Origin of the sequence: Streptomyces sp. NPDC056144, from assembly GCF_042264145.1 — a bacterium.
GTDB lineage: Bacteria > Actinomycetota > Actinomycetes > Streptomycetales > Streptomycetaceae > Streptomyces.
Genome location: NZ_JBHJVF010000012.1, coordinates 31,684 through 45,740 on the forward strand (window position 1 = coordinate 31,684; position 14,057 = coordinate 45,740).

Annotated in this window: 13 protein-coding genes and 1 pseudogene; 8 read left to right on the forward strand and 6 right to left on the reverse strand. The window is 74.3% G+C overall.

Going from position 1 to position 14,057, the window contains the following annotated elements; translation table 11 throughout:
* Positions 1–10 precede the first annotated feature (10 nt).
* Complete coding sequence (locus ACFC0Z_RS28445; protein WP_376443721.1) at positions 11–1,030, reverse strand: maleylpyruvate isomerase N-terminal domain-containing protein; 1,020 nt, start codon at positions 1,028–1,030, stop codon at positions 11–13.
* Between the two features lie 75 nt (positions 1,031–1,105).
* Here ACFC0Z_RS28445 and ACFC0Z_RS28450 point away from each other — a divergent pair, with 75 nt between their 5' ends.
* The 4 genes from ACFC0Z_RS28450 to ACFC0Z_RS28465 all read left to right on the forward strand — a co-directional run bounded on the left by ACFC0Z_RS28450 (position 1,106) and on the right by ACFC0Z_RS28465 (position 4,543).
* A complete protein-coding gene (locus tag ACFC0Z_RS28450; protein WP_376443723.1) occupies positions 1,106–1,894 on the forward strand; it encodes an SGNH/GDSL hydrolase family protein in 789 nt (262 codons plus the stop codon).
* A gap of 89 nt (positions 1,895–1,983) precedes the next feature.
* Positions 1,984–3,426 (forward strand): adenylosuccinate lyase, encoded by a 1,443-nt coding sequence (purB, locus tag ACFC0Z_RS28455; protein ID WP_376443726.1) that lies wholly within the window; start codon positions 1,984–1,986, stop codon positions 3,424–3,426.
* 62 nt (positions 3,427–3,488) lie between these two features.
* Positions 3,489–3,992 (forward strand): G/U mismatch-specific DNA glycosylase, encoded by a 504-nt coding sequence (gene mug / locus ACFC0Z_RS28460; protein ID WP_376443728.1) that lies wholly within the window; start codon positions 3,489–3,491, stop codon positions 3,990–3,992.
* A gap of 20 nt (positions 3,993–4,012) precedes the next feature.
* A complete protein-coding gene (locus ACFC0Z_RS28465) occupies positions 4,013–4,543 on the forward strand; it encodes a hypothetical protein (protein ID WP_376443731.1) in 531 nt (176 codons plus the stop codon).
* Here ACFC0Z_RS28465 and ACFC0Z_RS28470 read toward each other — a convergent pair.
* Complete coding sequence (locus tag ACFC0Z_RS28470; protein ID WP_376443732.1) at positions 4,534–4,914, reverse strand: hypothetical protein; 381 nt, start codon at positions 4,912–4,914, stop codon at positions 4,534–4,536. The two genes, ACFC0Z_RS28465 and ACFC0Z_RS28470, sit on opposite strands and share 10 nt — an antisense overlap.
* Positions 4,915–5,065: 151 nt before the next feature.
* On the opposite strand from ACFC0Z_RS28470, the gene ACFC0Z_RS28475 reads away from it, so the two are divergent.
* Positions 5,066–6,223, forward strand: a complete 1,158-nt coding sequence (locus ACFC0Z_RS28475; protein WP_376443735.1) for an ROK family transcriptional regulator — start codon at positions 5,066–5,068, stop codon at positions 6,221–6,223.
* 49 nt (positions 6,224–6,272) lie between these two features.
* Here ACFC0Z_RS28475 and ACFC0Z_RS28480 read toward each other — a convergent pair whose 3' ends face one another.
* The gene (locus ACFC0Z_RS28480; protein ID WP_376443737.1) at positions 6,273–7,013 is read right to left on the reverse strand and encodes a GntR family transcriptional regulator; all 741 of its coding nucleotides are present in this window, start codon (positions 7,011–7,013) and stop codon (positions 6,273–6,275) included.
* Positions 7,014–7,281: 268 nt separating this feature from the next.
* Entirely contained in the window at positions 7,282–8,184 is a 903-nt protein-coding gene (locus ACFC0Z_RS28485; RefSeq protein WP_376443740.1) for an RNA polymerase sigma-70 factor, read from the reverse strand.
* Between the two features lie 151 nt (positions 8,185–8,335).
* Between ACFC0Z_RS28485 and ACFC0Z_RS28490 the strand changes: the two genes are divergently transcribed.
* Positions 8,336–9,202, forward strand: coding sequence for an alpha/beta fold hydrolase (locus tag ACFC0Z_RS28490; protein WP_376443743.1), 867 nt, complete (start codon positions 8,336–8,338; stop codon positions 9,200–9,202).
* A gap of 45 nt (positions 9,203–9,247) precedes the next feature.
* On the opposite strand, the pseudogene ACFC0Z_RS28495 reads toward ACFC0Z_RS28490, so the two are convergent.
* Positions 9,248–10,084: pseudogene (locus tag ACFC0Z_RS28495) on the reverse strand (EamA family transporter); the annotation flags it as partial.
* A gap of 53 nt (positions 10,085–10,137) precedes the next feature.
* The gene (locus tag ACFC0Z_RS28500) at positions 10,138–11,094 is read right to left on the reverse strand and encodes a helix-turn-helix domain-containing protein (RefSeq protein WP_376443745.1); all 957 of its coding nucleotides are present in this window, start codon (positions 11,092–11,094) and stop codon (positions 10,138–10,140) included.
* Positions 11,095–11,234: 140 nt separating this feature from the next.
* Between ACFC0Z_RS28500 and ACFC0Z_RS28505 the strand changes: the two genes are divergently transcribed.
* Positions 11,235–12,275, forward strand: a complete 1,041-nt coding sequence (locus tag ACFC0Z_RS28505; protein ID WP_376444147.1) for a saccharopine dehydrogenase family protein — start codon at positions 11,235–11,237, stop codon at positions 12,273–12,275.
* 242 nt (positions 12,276–12,517) lie between these two features.
* Positions 12,518–13,939: a PLP-dependent aminotransferase family protein gene (locus ACFC0Z_RS28510; RefSeq protein WP_376443748.1), complete on the forward strand. Its 1,422-nt coding sequence runs from the start codon at positions 12,518–12,520 to the stop codon at positions 13,937–13,939.
* The last annotated feature ends 118 nt before the right edge of the window (positions 13,940–14,057 follow it).

The window sequence follows — 14,057 nt, forward strand, 5'->3', positions numbered from 1 at the left end:
TGCCGCCGGCTCAGAGCGCCGTGGCGGCCAGCCAGTCGTCGAGCAGGTCGCGGTCGCCGCGGTGCGTGAAGCGCGCGTCCTCGGAGGCGTACCGGCGGTGCAGGAGCAGCAGGAGCTCCCCGGCGTCGGCCTCGACCGCGGCGGTCGGCTCGGCGCCGCCGCTCCCCCGGCTCCAGGCGAAGCCGCCGCCGCCGAGCGTGAGGGTCCAGGCGGCCTCGCTGTCGCGGGCGGCGAGGCGCAGGACGGCGCCGTCGCGGTCGAGGTGGGCGACGGGTTCGGCGATCCACGGGATGTAGGGCGCGTCGCCGAGGAAGTGGTCGATGGCGTCCGCGGCCGTCCCGGGGTCGAGGGGGCTCGCCGCGCCGGTGAGGGCGAGCTCGGCGTCGGCCAGGTGGACGACGGCCTCGAAGTGGGCGTGGCGCGGGTAGTAGCGGACGTGGGCGTCGGCGCCCGGGGACCAGATCGGGGCGTCGGGGTCGGCCGCGCGGACGGTGGCGGCGAACCGCTCGGCGCCGTCGGCGAGCCAGTCGGCGTACGCGGCGGGGTCCTCCGGCAGGTCGAGGGGGACCTCGTGGGCGCGGACCCGGGCGGTGGCCCCGGTCCGTACGAGGTGGCCGGCCCAGCGGTGGACGGTGCCGAGGTGACGGGTGAGGTCGGCGAGCGTCCAGCCGGGGCAGGTGGGGACCGGCGTGGCGGGGTCGGCGTCGCGGACGGCGGCGGCGAAGCGCCGGGCGTGGTCGAGGGCGGCGTCGCAGGCGGCGGCGTGGGTGTCCTCGGTGAGGCCGAAGCCCTCGGAGACCTTCAGGAGCTCCTCGCGGCCGGCGCCCTCGGGGCGGCGCAGGGCGGCCTCGCGGAAGAGGCCGTCGAGGGTCCGCCGGTCGGCGGCGTCGAGGCCGCGGAGCGTGGCGGCGGTGCCCTCCAGCCAGCGGACCGCCGTGTCGGGGTCGAGGGTGTCGTCGGCGGAGGTCTCGACCGTCGCCACCAGCTCGGCCAGCGCCTCGGCCAGCGCGCTCACCAGCGCGTCGCTCATCGGGTTTCCCCTCCCGGGTTCTCCAGGGCGGCGCCCTCGTACCGCTCGCATACCGCGCGGTATGATCGCACCGCCATGGAGATCAATGCTACGTACAACAGTTTCGTCGCCGTCGGCGACAGCTTCACCGAGGGTATGTCGGACCTCAGGCCCGACGGCTCCTACCGAGGCTGGGCGGACGTCCTCGCGGGCCGGCTCGCGGCCCGCGCGCCGGGCTTCCGGTACGCGAACCTCGCCGTGCGCGGAAAGCTCATCGGGCAGATCGTCGACGAGCAAGTCGACCTGGCCGCAGGCATGAAGGCCGATGTGGTGACCCTCGTCGGCGGCCTCAACGACACCCTCCGGCCGAAGGTCGACATGGTGCGGGTGCGGGACCTCCTGACCGAGGCAGTGGAACGCCTCACACCCTCCTGCGGACAGCTCGTCCTGATGCGCAGCCCCGGGCGGAACGGGCCGGTCCTGGAGCGCTTCCGGCCGCGCATGGAGGAGCTGTACGGGCACATTGACGACCTCTCCGCCCGGCACGGCGCGCTCGTGGTCGACCTGTACGAGGGCGGGACCGGCATCCTCGGCGACCCGCGCCTGTGGGACGTGGACCGGCTCCACCTGACCGCCGACGGCCACCGCCGGGTGGCCGAGGCCGTCTGGCAGACGCTCGGCCTGGAGCCCGGGACCGACTGGCGGGCCCCCCTGCCCGCGTCCGTACGTCCCGGGTGGGCGACCCGGCGCATCGAGGACGCCCGGTTCACGAAGCAGCACCTCGGCCCGTGGATCGGCCGGCGCCTGACCGGCCGCTCCTCGGGGGACGGCCGCGCCCCGAAGCGCCCGGAGCTGCTGCCGTACGAGGCACCGGCCGGTCCCTGAGGGGCACGTCGGGTGACCTGCGTCTCGTAGCAAGCTCCACATCGGACCGTGGCGCTGGCCTGCAGAAATCGCCAGTAAACTCTGTCCACGTGACTGCTGTGACTGCGAAGCCCCGCATCCCCAACGTTCTGGCCGGCCGCTACGCCTCCGCGGAGCTCGCCGTCCTCTGGTCCCCCGAGCAGAAGGTGAAGCTGGAGCGTCAGCTGTGGCTCGCCGTGCTCCGTGCGCAGAAGGACCTCGGGATCGAGGTTCCCGAGGCCGCCCTCGCCGACTACGAGCGCGTCCTCGACCAGGTCGACCTCGGCTCGATCGCCGAGCGCGAGAAGGTCACCCGCCACGACGTGAAGGCCCGGATCGAGGAGTTCAACGCCCTCGCCGGCCACGAGCACGTCCACAAGGGCATGACCTCGCGCGACCTCACCGAGAACGTCGAGCAGCTCCAGATCCGCCTCTCCCTGGAGCTCGTGCGGGACCGCACGGTCGCCGTCCTCGGCCGCCTCGGCAAGCTCTCCGCCGAGTACGCGGAGCTGGTCATGGCCGGCCGCTCGCACAACGTCGCCGCCCAGGCCACCACCCTCGGCAAGCGCTTCGCGACCGGCGCCGACGAGCTGCTCGTGGCGTACGCCCGCCTGGAGGAGCTCCTCGGCCGCTACCCGCTGCGCGGGATCAAGGGCCCGGTCGGCACCTCCCAGGACATGCTGGACCTGCTCGGCGGCGACGCCGCCAAGCTGGCCGACCTGGAGCAGCGGATCGCCGCCCACCTCGGCTTCGGGCAGGCCTTCACCTCGGTCGGCCAGGTCTACCCGCGCTCGCTCGACTACGACGTGGTGACCTCGCTGGTGCAGCTGGCCGCCGCGCCGTCCTCGATCGCCAAGACGATCCGCCTGATGGCGGGCCACGAGCTGGTCACGGAGGGCTTCAAGCCCGGCCAGGTCGGCTCCTCGGCGATGCCGCACAAGATGAACACCCGCTCCTGCGAGCGCGTGAACGGCCTCATGGTCATCCTGCGCGGCTACGCGTCGATGACCGGCGAGCTCGCCGGCGACCAGTGGAACGAGGGCGACGTGTCCTGCTCCGTGGTCCGCCGTGTCGCCCTGCCGGACGCCTTCTTCGCGCTCGACGGTCTCCTGGAGACCTTCCTGACCGTGCTCGACGAGTTCGGCGCCTTCCCGGCCGTCGTCGCCCGCGAGCTCGACCGCTACCTCCCCTTCCTCGCCACCACCAAGGTCCTCATGGGCGCGGTGCGCGCGGGCGTCGGCCGCGAGGTCGCCCACGAGGCCATCAAGGAGAACGCCGTGGCCTCCGCCCTCGCCATGCGCGAGCAGGGCGCGGAGCGCAACGAGCTCCTCGACAAGCTCGCCGCCGACGAGCGGATCCCGCTGGACCGCGCGCAGCTCGACGAGCTGATGGCCGACAAGCTGTCCTTCACGGGCGCCGCCGCCGACCAGGTCGCGTCGGTGGTCTCCCGCATCGAGGAGATCCTCAAGCAGCACCCCGAGGCCGCCGCCTACACGCCCGGCGCGATCCTCTGACCGGTACCCCCCGGTTCACCAAGGCGGAGCTGGAGGCCGCCCGCGACCGCGTCGTTCCCGACGTGGCCGCGGGCGGCCTTTCGGTGCTCTTCTGCGGGATCAACCCGGGTCTCATGACGGCGGCGACGGGCCACCACTTCGCCCGCCCCGGCAACCGCTTCTGGCCGGTGCTCCACCTCTCCGGCTTCACCCCCCGGCAGCTGCGCCCCGACGAGCAGGAAGAACTTCTCTCGTACGGACTCGGGATCACCAACGTGGTCGCCCGTGCGACGGCCAGGGCCGACGAGCTGACCCGCGAGGAGTACCTGGCGGGCGGACGTGTCCTGACCGGGAAGGTCGAGCGCCTCGCGCCCCGGTGGCTGGCGGTCGTCGGCGTCACCGCGTACCGGACGGCCTTCGGCGAGCCGAAGGCGGTCATCGGACCGCAGGAGCGGATGATCGGTTCCACCCGGGTCTGGGCCCTGCCCAACCCGAGCGGCCTGAACGCCCACTGGACGGCGGCGACGATGGCCGAGGAGTACGCCAGGCTCCGGGAGGCCGCGCAGGAGCCGCCGCCCGGTTCGTGAGTCGTGAAGGGAGTCGCCGCGTGGACTGGGGTGACTACCGGCCGTACGTGCCGGTCGAGGACGGGCCGATGGAGGACATGGACCCGAAGGCCGCGCGGCGCGAGTACGACCACCGGATGGCGACGAAGGACGAGCGGCTCGCGGTGCTCGCCACGCTCGTCGGGGCGAACGGCGTGCGGCTCGGCACGGACGACGAGGCCCTGGACGCGCTGGAGACCTGGTACCGGGCGGAGGTCGAACCGGACGCCGGGAGCACGCCGCGTCCCCGACCGGTGTGGATCGCCGTCGCCTACGACCTGGGACTCCACCTCGGCGAGACGATCCTCGCGCGGGCTCCCGGCCTGTCCTGGGCCTTCTACCGCTCCCCCAAGGGGGCCAGGGACGTGGCCCACCAGCATCCCGTGATCATGGGTTTCACCCAGGTCAGGAACAAGCGGTACAACGTCGATCCGTTCCTCTTCGCCGTCGGGGTGGGCGGCAGCCATCTCGGCGGACGTGACGGACACGGGACCTTCCGGCAGTTCGTCGACTCGGCCGTGTCCTACGCCTGAGGCGGGTCCGCCGTCGTGACGACGACGAGGAGACGGTGGGGCGGGTCCCCGCCCCACCGGGAGATCCCTATCCCGGTCCACCGCCCGCCCTCCCACCACACGGAGAGCTCCGGGCAGTGACCGGCGACCACGGTCCAGGTCCCCGGTAAGGACTCCTCCAGGAGCGGCCAGAGGTCCAGCTCCCTGGGCGGGCCCCAGCGGGCGGCGAGGAGGGCGACGAGACCGTCCCGCTCCGCTTCGCACTGCTCCGCGTCGATTCCGGACGGTTCGCCTCCGGTTGTCGGGAGTTCGGTCAGGAGCACCCCCGCGTCCGCCCCGGCGAAGCGCGCGCGGAGTTCGTCGATCGTCGCCAGCTGCCGTGTCGTCGTCATGAGCCCAGTAAAGCCCCCGCCACTGACAGTTGGCGTGGCGTCAGACGGCGGGGCGGCCGGCCGCCGCGTACCTCCCGGGGGCGAGGCTCGCCGCGCCCCGAACCATTGAGTACCATCCGCCTGAGATGCTCACGAGCTGGGAGGACACACGGTGGGGCGGCTGACCGGCGGGGATCCGTCTCTGCTGCGGCGGATCAACTCCGCGGTGGTACTCCATGCGCTGCGCGGCGCCGACGCGCCCACGCTCACGGACCTGACCCGGATCACGGGTCTCTCCCGGCCGACGGTCGAGGGGGTCGTCGAGGGCCTCATGGAGGGCGGTCTCGTCGTCGAGGCGGCGCCCGAGGAGGGCGAGGCCCGGCGCCAGGGCCGCCCTGCGCGGAGGTTCCGCTTCCGCGCGGAGGCCGGCCATCTGCTCGGCATCGAGATCGGTCCGCACCGCGTCGCCGCGCTGCTCTCCGGCCTCGACGGCCGGATCATCGGCGCCGGGTCCCGCGAGGTGTCGGAGGCGGCCCCCGAGGACGAGCGCCTGGACAAGGTGCGCTCGGTCGTCGCGGACGTCCTGCGCAGGGCCGGGGTCGCCCGGTCGAACCTGCGGGCCGTCGGCGTCGGCACGCCCGGCATCGTGGAGGCCGACGGGACCGTGCGGCTCGGCACGGCGCTGCCCGGCTGGACGGGCCTCGCGCTCGGCGAGCGGCTGCGCCGCTCGTTCCGCTGCCCGGTGATCGTCGAGAACGACGCGAACGCGGCGGCGGTCGCCGAGCACTGGAAGGGCGCCGCGACCGACTCCGACGACATCGTCTTCGTCCTCGCCGGGCTGAGCCCGGGCGCCGGGTCGCTGATCGGCGGCCGGCTTCACCGCGGTTTCGGCGGCGCGGCCGGTGAGATCGGCGCCCTGCACCTGCTGGGCCGCGGGGTGACCCCGGAGCACCTGCTGTCGACGACGGACGAGCCGCTGCACCCGCTGGACGAGCAGGCGGTCGCCGAGGTGTTCGCGCTCGCCCGCAAGGGCGACACACGGGCGGAGGCGGCCGTCGAGCGGTTCATCCAGCGGCTGGTCCACGACGTGGCGGCGCTGGTGCTCGCGATCGATCCCGAGCTGGTGGTCGTCGGCGGCTGGGCCGCCGGGCTCGACGGCGTCCTCCCGCCGCTCCGCGAGGAGCTGGCGCGGTTCTGTCTGCGTCCGCCGCGCGTGGTGCTGTCGCTGCTCGGCGAGGCGGCGGTCGGCACGGGCGCGCTGCGGCTCGCGCTCGACCACGTCGAGGAGCAGCTCTTCGCCGTCGACGGAACGGTGACGGCCCGCCGCTGAACCGCCTCGGTGGGCGGTCCCTCGACGGGCCGGTTCGCTGCGGGGTGCGCTACGAGGCCATCACCAGGTCGACCGAGTCGCCGAAGGTGAGGCGGCAGGTGTCGGCGCGGTAGGTGGCCACCGAGACGGCGGCGGTGCGTCCGCCGGAGAGGTAGCGGGTCGTCACGACGAGCACGGGGGCGCCGGGCAGCCGGTCGAGCTCCTTGGCGTCGTCGGCACGGGCCGAGCCGAGTTCGACGGAGCGGTCCTGGCCGTCGAGGGCGAGGCGCTGGAGTTCGCGCAGCACCCCGCGCGCGCGTCCGGGGCCCACCGGGGCCTCGACGGCGTCGATGCCGGGAACCGAGGCGGCGGGCACGTACAGCAGCTCGGCTGCGACCGGCTGGCCCGCGGTGACGCGGAGCCTGCGGATGACGTGCACCCGCTCGTCGGCGGCGGTCTCCAGGACGCGGGCGACGGCGGCCGGGGCCACGTCGGCGGCGCAGTCCAGGGCCTGCCAGGTGTCGTCGCCGACGCCGGGCCAGGTCTGCTGGGCGGTGGAGACGTCGACGCCGACGCGCGGCGGGGCCACGGTCGTGCCGACACCGCGGCGGCGCTGGAGACGGCCTTCCAGCTCCAGCTGCTCCAGGGCCTGCCGGAGGGTCGCGCGGGCGACGCCGAAGCGCGCCGCGAGCTCCCGCTCGTTGGGCAGGATCTCTCCGACGGCGAAGTCCGAGTCGAGCGCTTCGCCGATCACTGTCTTGAGGTGCTGGTACTTCGGTTCCGGTACCGCTTCCAGCTGTGTGGTCCCCACCCTGATCCTCCGAAAATTCGCCGTGTCCCGCGGCGTTTTCCGCGCCCTTATTTATTAAAGGTTCCTGCACTAACGATGCGACCATATGGCGAGCCGCAGACTTGGTCAAGACCAATCCTCCGTCAATCGCCCCCGAATGCGACCCTCTGACCTAGATCGTTCACAGGACGTTCGCGCCGTCGTGAGGCCCGCGCAGCAAAAGCCCCGCCTCCCGGGCGGGGAGACGGGGCTTCCTCTCGTGCGGCGGGGACCCGGGGAATCCGTCAGGTCAGAGGGCCGCCGTGAGGGCCTGGAGCTTGTCGGGGTTGCTGATGATGTAGACGCGCTGGACACGCCCGTCGCGTACGTCGAGCTGGAAGACCACCTCGGGCCTGCCGTCCACGAGGGCGACGAGGGCGGGGCCGCCGTTGAGCTCCTCGAAGCGGTACGTGAACACCTCGTCCGCCCCCTGGGCCGCGCCCCGGAGGAAGCGGCCGACCTTGTCGGCGCCTTCGATGATCCGCAGCGGGCCCTTGGCCTTGCCCCCGGTGTCCCCGACGAGGCTGACGTCCGGGGCCAGCAGGGCGAGGAGCTCGCCGAGGTCGCCGCCGGCCGCGGCGGCGAGGAAGCGCTCGGTGAGGTCGCGGCGCTCGACGGGGTCGACGTCGTAGCGCGGCTTGCCCTCGTCGACGTGGCGGCGGGCCCGCCCGGCGAGCTGGCGGACGGCCGCCTCGGAACGGTCGAGGGCGACGGCGATCTCCCCGAAGGGGAAGCCGAAGGCCTCGCGGAGCACGAAGACGGCCCGCTCCAGGGGCGAGAGGGATTCGAGGACGACGAGGACGGCGAGCGAGACGGAGTCGACGAGCAGGGCGCGCTCGGCGGTGTCGGGAACGGTCGCGCCGAAGTCGGTGACGACCGGCTCGGGCAGCCAGGGGCCGGTGTAGGACTCGCGGCGGGCCTGCGCCTGGCGGAGCCGGTCGATGGCGAGGCGGGTGGTGATCCGTACGAGGAAGGCGCGCGGTTCGCGGACGGCGGCGCGGTCCTCGGCGGTCCAGCGCAGCCAGGCCTCCTGGACGACGTCCTCGGCGTCGGCGGCACGGCCGAGCATGCGGTAGGCGACGCCGAGGAGCATCGGGCGGTGCTCCTCGAAGACGTCGGTGAGGGTGGCGGGGGCGGATATGTCGGCAGGCACCTCGCCATCCCAGTCCACGCGGGCCGGGTTGTCCAGCGGAACCGCGCCCCGCGCGCGTGGGGCTTGAACTCCTTGCTACCCATCGGTAATTCTTGCTGACGAGCCGTCTAACGATGTCTCGTTCCACCGACGTTCACGACAGGGAGCCGTCATGCCCGCACGGATCGCGTTCTCGTTCCCGACCCCGGCGGGTCCCCGCACGGTGTCCCTCGCGTACGAACGCAGGGGCGCGGGCGAACCGCTGCTCCTGCTCCACGGCATCGGCCACCACTGGCAGGCCTGGGAGCCGGTGCTCGACATCCTCGCCGTCGAACGGGACGTGGTCGCGGTCGACCTGCCCGGCTTCGGCGCCTCCGACGGGCTCCCGGCCGACTGCCCGTACGAGCTCTCCGCCGTCGGCGCGGTACTCGGCTCCTTCTGCGAGGCCCTCGGCATCGAGCGTCCGCACGTCGCCGGCAACTCCCTCGGCGGCCTGCTCGCCCTCGAACTCGGCCGGGAGAAGCGCGTGCGGTCGGTGACCGCCCTCTCCCCCGCCGGTTTCTGGTCGGAGGGCGAGCGGCGGTACGCCTTCGGGACGCTGCGCGCGATGCGGGGCGCGGCCCTGACGCTGCCCGTCCCGGCGATCGAGCGGCTGTCCCGTACCGCCGCCGGACGGACCGTGCTCACCAGCACCATCTACGCGCGCCCCGGCCGCCGCTCACCCGAGGCGGTCCTCGCCGAGACGCTCGCGCTGCGCGAGGCCTCCGGCTTCCACCAGACGCTCGCGGCCGGCCGGGGCACCACCTTCCGCGACGAGCTGCCCGCCGCCCTGCCGGTCACCATCGCCTGGGGCACCAGGGACCGGCTGCTCCTGCGGCGCCAGGGCGTCCGCGCCAAGCACGTCCTGCCCGGTGCCCGGCTCGTCCGGCTGCCCGGCACGGGGCACGTTCCCATGAACGACGATCCCGCGCTCGTCGCCCGGGTGATCCTCGACGGCAGCCGCGGGGACGCGGGCACCGAGGGGCTCGGAAGCCGCTGAACGCGCGCGCGTGAACGTGAAGAGGCCGGTGCCGAGCGCGGCCCCGGCCCCGACGAGGAGGCCGCCGACCGCCTGCGGGACGCCGAAGGAGGCACCGGCCACGAGGGCGGCGCTCAGCGCGGCGGCCACCGGGATCGCGCCCGTGTAGAGGGTGGCGCGTTCCATGCCGATCCGCTGGACGCCCATGTAGAAGAGGACGAACCCGACGACCGTCGCGAGGGCCGCCTGCCAGATCAGGGCACCGGTCTCCACGGCCGTCGGCATCCGGACGAACGCCGTCCCGTCCACGACGAGCCCGAGGAGCGCGGCCTCGGCCGCGCCGATCCCGCAGACGGCGGCGGTCAGCAGCTTCGGCCCGAGCACGCGCAGCACGGGTACGGCGAGCACGGTGAAGCCGACCTCGCCCGCGAGGGCCGCGACCGAGAAGCCGATCCCCGCCAGATCCGTACGGCCCCAGCCCTGGACGGTGAAGGCTCCGGCGGCGACGAGCAGGGCCCCGTACAGGACGGCGGGGGCGGGCCTGCGGCCCTCGGTCAGCGGAACGAGGACGGCCACGACCACCGGGGCGCAGCCGACGAGCACGCCGGGCACGGCCGGCTCGGCGGTCCGCTCGGCGGCGAGGACCGCGAGGTTGAACCCGATCATGCCGACGGCGGCGACCGCCCCGAGCCGCACCCAGTGCCGGAGCGTCAGCGTCCGCAGCGGGGCGAGGCCGCCGCGCCCGAGCAGCGGCAGCAGCAGGAGGCAGGCGGCGCCGTAGCGCAGCGCCTGCCCGCCGGCGTACGGGTAGGCGCCGAGCAGGCTGTTGGCGGTGAAGGAGGCGCCGACGAGGGCGTAGGCGAGGGTCACGAGCAGGACCCCGCGCAGGGAGTTCGCGTTCATGCCTCCGACGGTAGGAAGCGAAGCGGTCCTGTTTGAGGGCCACTTGGGTCCCGCTATCGGGGACCACTCGCCCGCGCCGCGCGGAACGTGCGGCGGTACGCGTCCGGGGCCACGCCCACGGTGCGGTGGAAGTGGCGGCGCAGGGTCGTGGCCGTGCCCATGCCGGTGGCGGCGGCGACGGCGTCGATGCTCTCGTCGGTGGCCTCCAGGAGTTCCTGGGCGCGGCGGATCCGCTGGGTGAGCAGCCACTGGAGCGGCGTGGTGCCGGTCGCGGCGCGGAAGTGGCGGCCGAGGTGACGGGAGCTCATCCGGGCGCGGCGCGCCAGGTCCTCCACGGTCAGCGGCCGGTCGAGCCGCGCGATCGCCCAGGGGAGCAGGTCCGTGAGCGGATGGTCCTCGCGGGCGGGGATCGGCGCGGTGACGAACTGGGCCTGGCCGCCCGCCCGCTGAGGGGGTACGACGAGGCGGCGGGCGACCGTGTTGGCGATCGCGGAGCCGTGGTCGAGGCGTACGAGGTGCAGGCACAGGTCCATCGCGGCGGCCTTGCCGGCGGAGGTGAGCACGCTGCCGTTGTCGACGTAGAGGACGTCCGGGTCGACCTCCACCCGTGGATAGCGCTCGGCCAGGGCCCGGGTGTGCGCCCAGTGCGTCGTCGCGCGCCGGCCGTCGAGGAGACCGGCGGCGGCGAGGACGAACGCGCCGGTGCACAGCGAGGCCACGCGCGCGCCCGCCCGGTGGGCCGCGCGCACCGCGTCGACGAGCTCGGCCGGCGGGTCCACGTCGGCGTCGGCCCAGCCGGGGACGATGACCGTGTCCGCCTCGGCAAGCCGGTCGAGTCCCCGCTCGGGCTCCAGGAGGAACCTGCCGAAGCGGACGGGTCCCGTGCCGTGGACGGAGAGCTCGTACCAGGGGTCGGCGATGTGGGTGAGGTCGGCGCCGAAGACCTCGTACGCCACGGACAGTTCGAAGTGGAGCATGCCGTCGGCGACGGCCAGGGCGACTGTGCTCATGTCATGCGACTGTACTCATGTCCGAAACTGAGCGCAGCACGTCGTTTCCGACACTCACGGTGGGCGTCCGCCGTCCCGCAGGATGTACACAGTTCAACAAACGAGCGGAACGGCGGGAGAATTCGATGCGTGAGACGGCGATGACGACGGGGCAGAAGGTCACGGTGTTCGGTGCCTACGGGCACACCGGGCGCTTCGTGGTGGCGGAACTGCTGGAGCGCGGGTTCACGCCGGTCCTGTCCGGGCGCGACGCGGAGAAGCTGACGGCCCTCGCCGACACCTTCCCGGACCACCCCGGGCTCGACGTCCGGCCCGCCTCCGCCGACGACCCCGAGGCGCTGGACCGCGCCCTCGCGGGTGTCGACGCCGTCGTCAACTGCGCGGGACCCTTCGCCTCCACCGCCTCGGGCCTGATCGAGGCGGCGCTGCGGGCCCGTGTCCCGTACGTCGACGTGGCCGCCGAGATCGAGGCCAACGCCGACACGTTCGCGCACTACTCCGCACGCGCGGCGGAGGCCGGTTCCCTGATCGTCCCCGCGATGGCCTTCTTCGGCGGGCTCGGCGACCTCCTCGTCACCGCGGCCATGGGCGACTGGACCTCGGCCGACGAGGCGCACGTCGCCTACGCGCTCAGCAGCTGGCACCCCACCGCCGGGACCCGCGGCGCGGGCGCGGTGTCCCGCGAACGCAGGGAGGGACGGCGCGTCGTCTTCAGCGGCGGCCGCCTCCGGCACCGCGACGACGCTCCGCCGACGCTGACCTGGTCCTTCCCCGACCCGGTGGGCGACCGCTCCGTGATCGGCGAGTTCACCATGGCAGACGTCGTCACCGTCCCCAGCCACCTGGCCGTCCCCGAGGTGCGCACGTACATGACGACCGAGGCGGCGCGGGACGTGGTGGCCCCCGACTCCCCCGCGCCGACCGCCGTCGACGAGCGCGGCCGGTCCGCGCAGACCTTCCTCGTGGACGTGGTCGTGCGCTCGGGCGGTCAGGAGCGGCGCGCCACGGCGAGCGGCCGGGACATCTACGCCGTCACCGCGCCGCTCGCGGTCGAGGCGGTCCACCGTGTCCTCACCGGCCGGACCGAGGCGGTCGGAGTGGTCTCGGCCGGCGCGGCCTTCGACGCGGCCGACTTCCTCCACGCGCTCGCCGCGCACGTCTCCGTCGACCTGGGCCGGTAGCGGACCGCGCCCCTGACGGCATACTCGTCGGCAGTGGATCACGCGCGACAGGCAAGAGCCAAGGGAATCGTGAGGCGTACGTGGCATCGGCTCGGAGCAGAGGACCGGCGGCGGCCCGTGCCGACACGCCGGAGGCGGTGACCACGGAGGGGGCGTCACCCGAGGGGGCGTCTCCCGAGGGGGTGACTCCGGAGGGGGTGAGCCCGGAGGCGGTGTCTCCGGAGGCGGTAGCTCCGGAAACGGTGGCTCCGGAGGCCGGTCCGCACGGTCTGCCCGCCTGGGAGCTGTTGCTGCCGGCCGCCGGCGCTCCCGCGCGGCGGCGGGGGCGGGCGCTCCAGGAGGCGCTGCGGGACGCCGTGCGCGCGGGGCGGCTGACCGCAGGGACGCGACTGCCGTCGAGCCGGGAGCTCGCGGCCGACCTCGGCGTCTCGCGGGGCCTGGTGACGGAGACGTACGAGCAGCTCACCGCCGAGGGGTACCTGCGCAGCGACCGGGGCTCGGGGACGTGGGTGAGCGGCGCGGCGCGGTCGGCCGCGCGCGAGGCGCGCGACCACGCGCCCCGGGCGGCGGGCTTCCTGGTGGACTTCTCGCCGGGGACCCCGGACCTGTCGCTGTTCCCGCGCGCCGCCTGGGGCGCGGCCCAGCGAACCGTCCTGGCCCGCCTGGCCCACCCGTCCCTCGGCTATCCGGACCCGCGGGGCCTTCCCGAACTGCGTGAGGCGCTCGCGGGGATGCTGGCGCGACGGCGCGGAGTCGTCGCCGATCCCGAGCGGCTCGTGGTGTGTTCGGGGGTCGCGCAGGCGGTGACCATGCTCGGGTTCGTCCTGCGCGCGCGGGGTGTGCGCACCGTCGGCGTGGAGGACCCGGGCAGCCCCGAGCACCAGCGGCTCTTCTCCTCGGCGGGGGTGGAGACCCGCTGGCTGCCCCTGGACGAGGAGGGGCTCCTTCCGGGGCCGCTCGCCGCCTCCGGGGTGGGGGCGGTCGTGGTGACGCCCTCGCACCAGTTCCCCTCGGGCATCAGCTGGTCGGCGGAGCGGCGCTCGGCGCTGCTCGACTGGGCGCGGGAGACGGACGGTTACGTCCTGGAGGACGACTACGACGGCGACTTCCGCTACGACAGGGCGCCCGTCGGCGCGCTCCAGGGGCTCGACCCGGAGCGCGTCGCGTACGCGGGCACGGTCAGCAAGTCCCTCGCTCCGGGCCTGCGGCTCGGCTGGATGCTCGTGCCGGAGGCGCTCCTCGGCGAGCTCGTGGAACGCAAGCGCACGATGGACCTCGGCAATCCCGTACTCGATCAGGCCGTGCTCGCCGAGCTCGTGACGCGCGGCGGGTACGACCGGCAGCTGCGGCGCTGCCAGCGCGCGTACCGGGAACGGCGGGACGCGCTGCTCGCCGCCCTCGACACGTACCTGCCGGGCACCCGCGTGAGCGGGATCGCGGCGGGACTGCACGTCATCGCGCGCGTACCGGCCGGTTTCGGGCCGCCGGAGCGGTTCCTCGCCCGGGCGGCGATGGCGGGGGTCGCGCTGCGGACCCTGGAGGAGTACGGCACGGAACGGCCGGCCGACGGGGACATACGCCTGGTCGTGGGGTACGCGCACCTGGCGCCGTCGGTCATCGCGCGGGGCGTCCGGCTCGTGGCGGAGGCGGTCACGGGCGCCTGAGTACGGGCGTCCGAGTACGAGCGTCCGAGGACGGGAGTCGGCCGCCGATGTCGGTGCGTTCACGCGGGGTTCGCGCGGGCGCCGCCCCCGCGCGTTAGGCAGGGGGCGGCGGCGCGAC

Bases quoted from the DNA above. Each gene is read 5' to 3' on its own strand.
- ACFC0Z_RS28445 (WP_376443721.1), bottom strand. From the start codon at position 1,030: ATGAGCGACGCGCTGGTGAGCGCGCTGGCCGAGGCGCTGGCCGAGCTG.
- ACFC0Z_RS28450 (WP_376443723.1), top strand. From the start codon at position 1,106: ATGGAGATCAATGCTACGTACAACAGTTTCGTCGCCGTCGGCGACAGC.
- ACFC0Z_RS28470 (WP_376443732.1), bottom strand. From the start codon at position 4,914: ATGACGACGACACGGCAGCTGGCGACGATCGACGAACTCCGCGCGCGC.
- ACFC0Z_RS28490 (WP_376443743.1), top strand. From the start codon at position 8,336: ATGCCCGCACGGATCGCGTTCTCGTTCCCGACCCCGGCGGGTCCCCGC.
- ACFC0Z_RS28500 (WP_376443745.1), bottom strand. From the start codon at position 11,094: ATGAGCACAGTCGCCCTGGCCGTCGCCGACGGCATGCTCCACTTCGAA.
- ACFC0Z_RS28505 (WP_376444147.1), top strand. From the start codon at position 11,235: ATGACGACGGGGCAGAAGGTCACGGTGTTCGGTGCCTACGGGCACACC.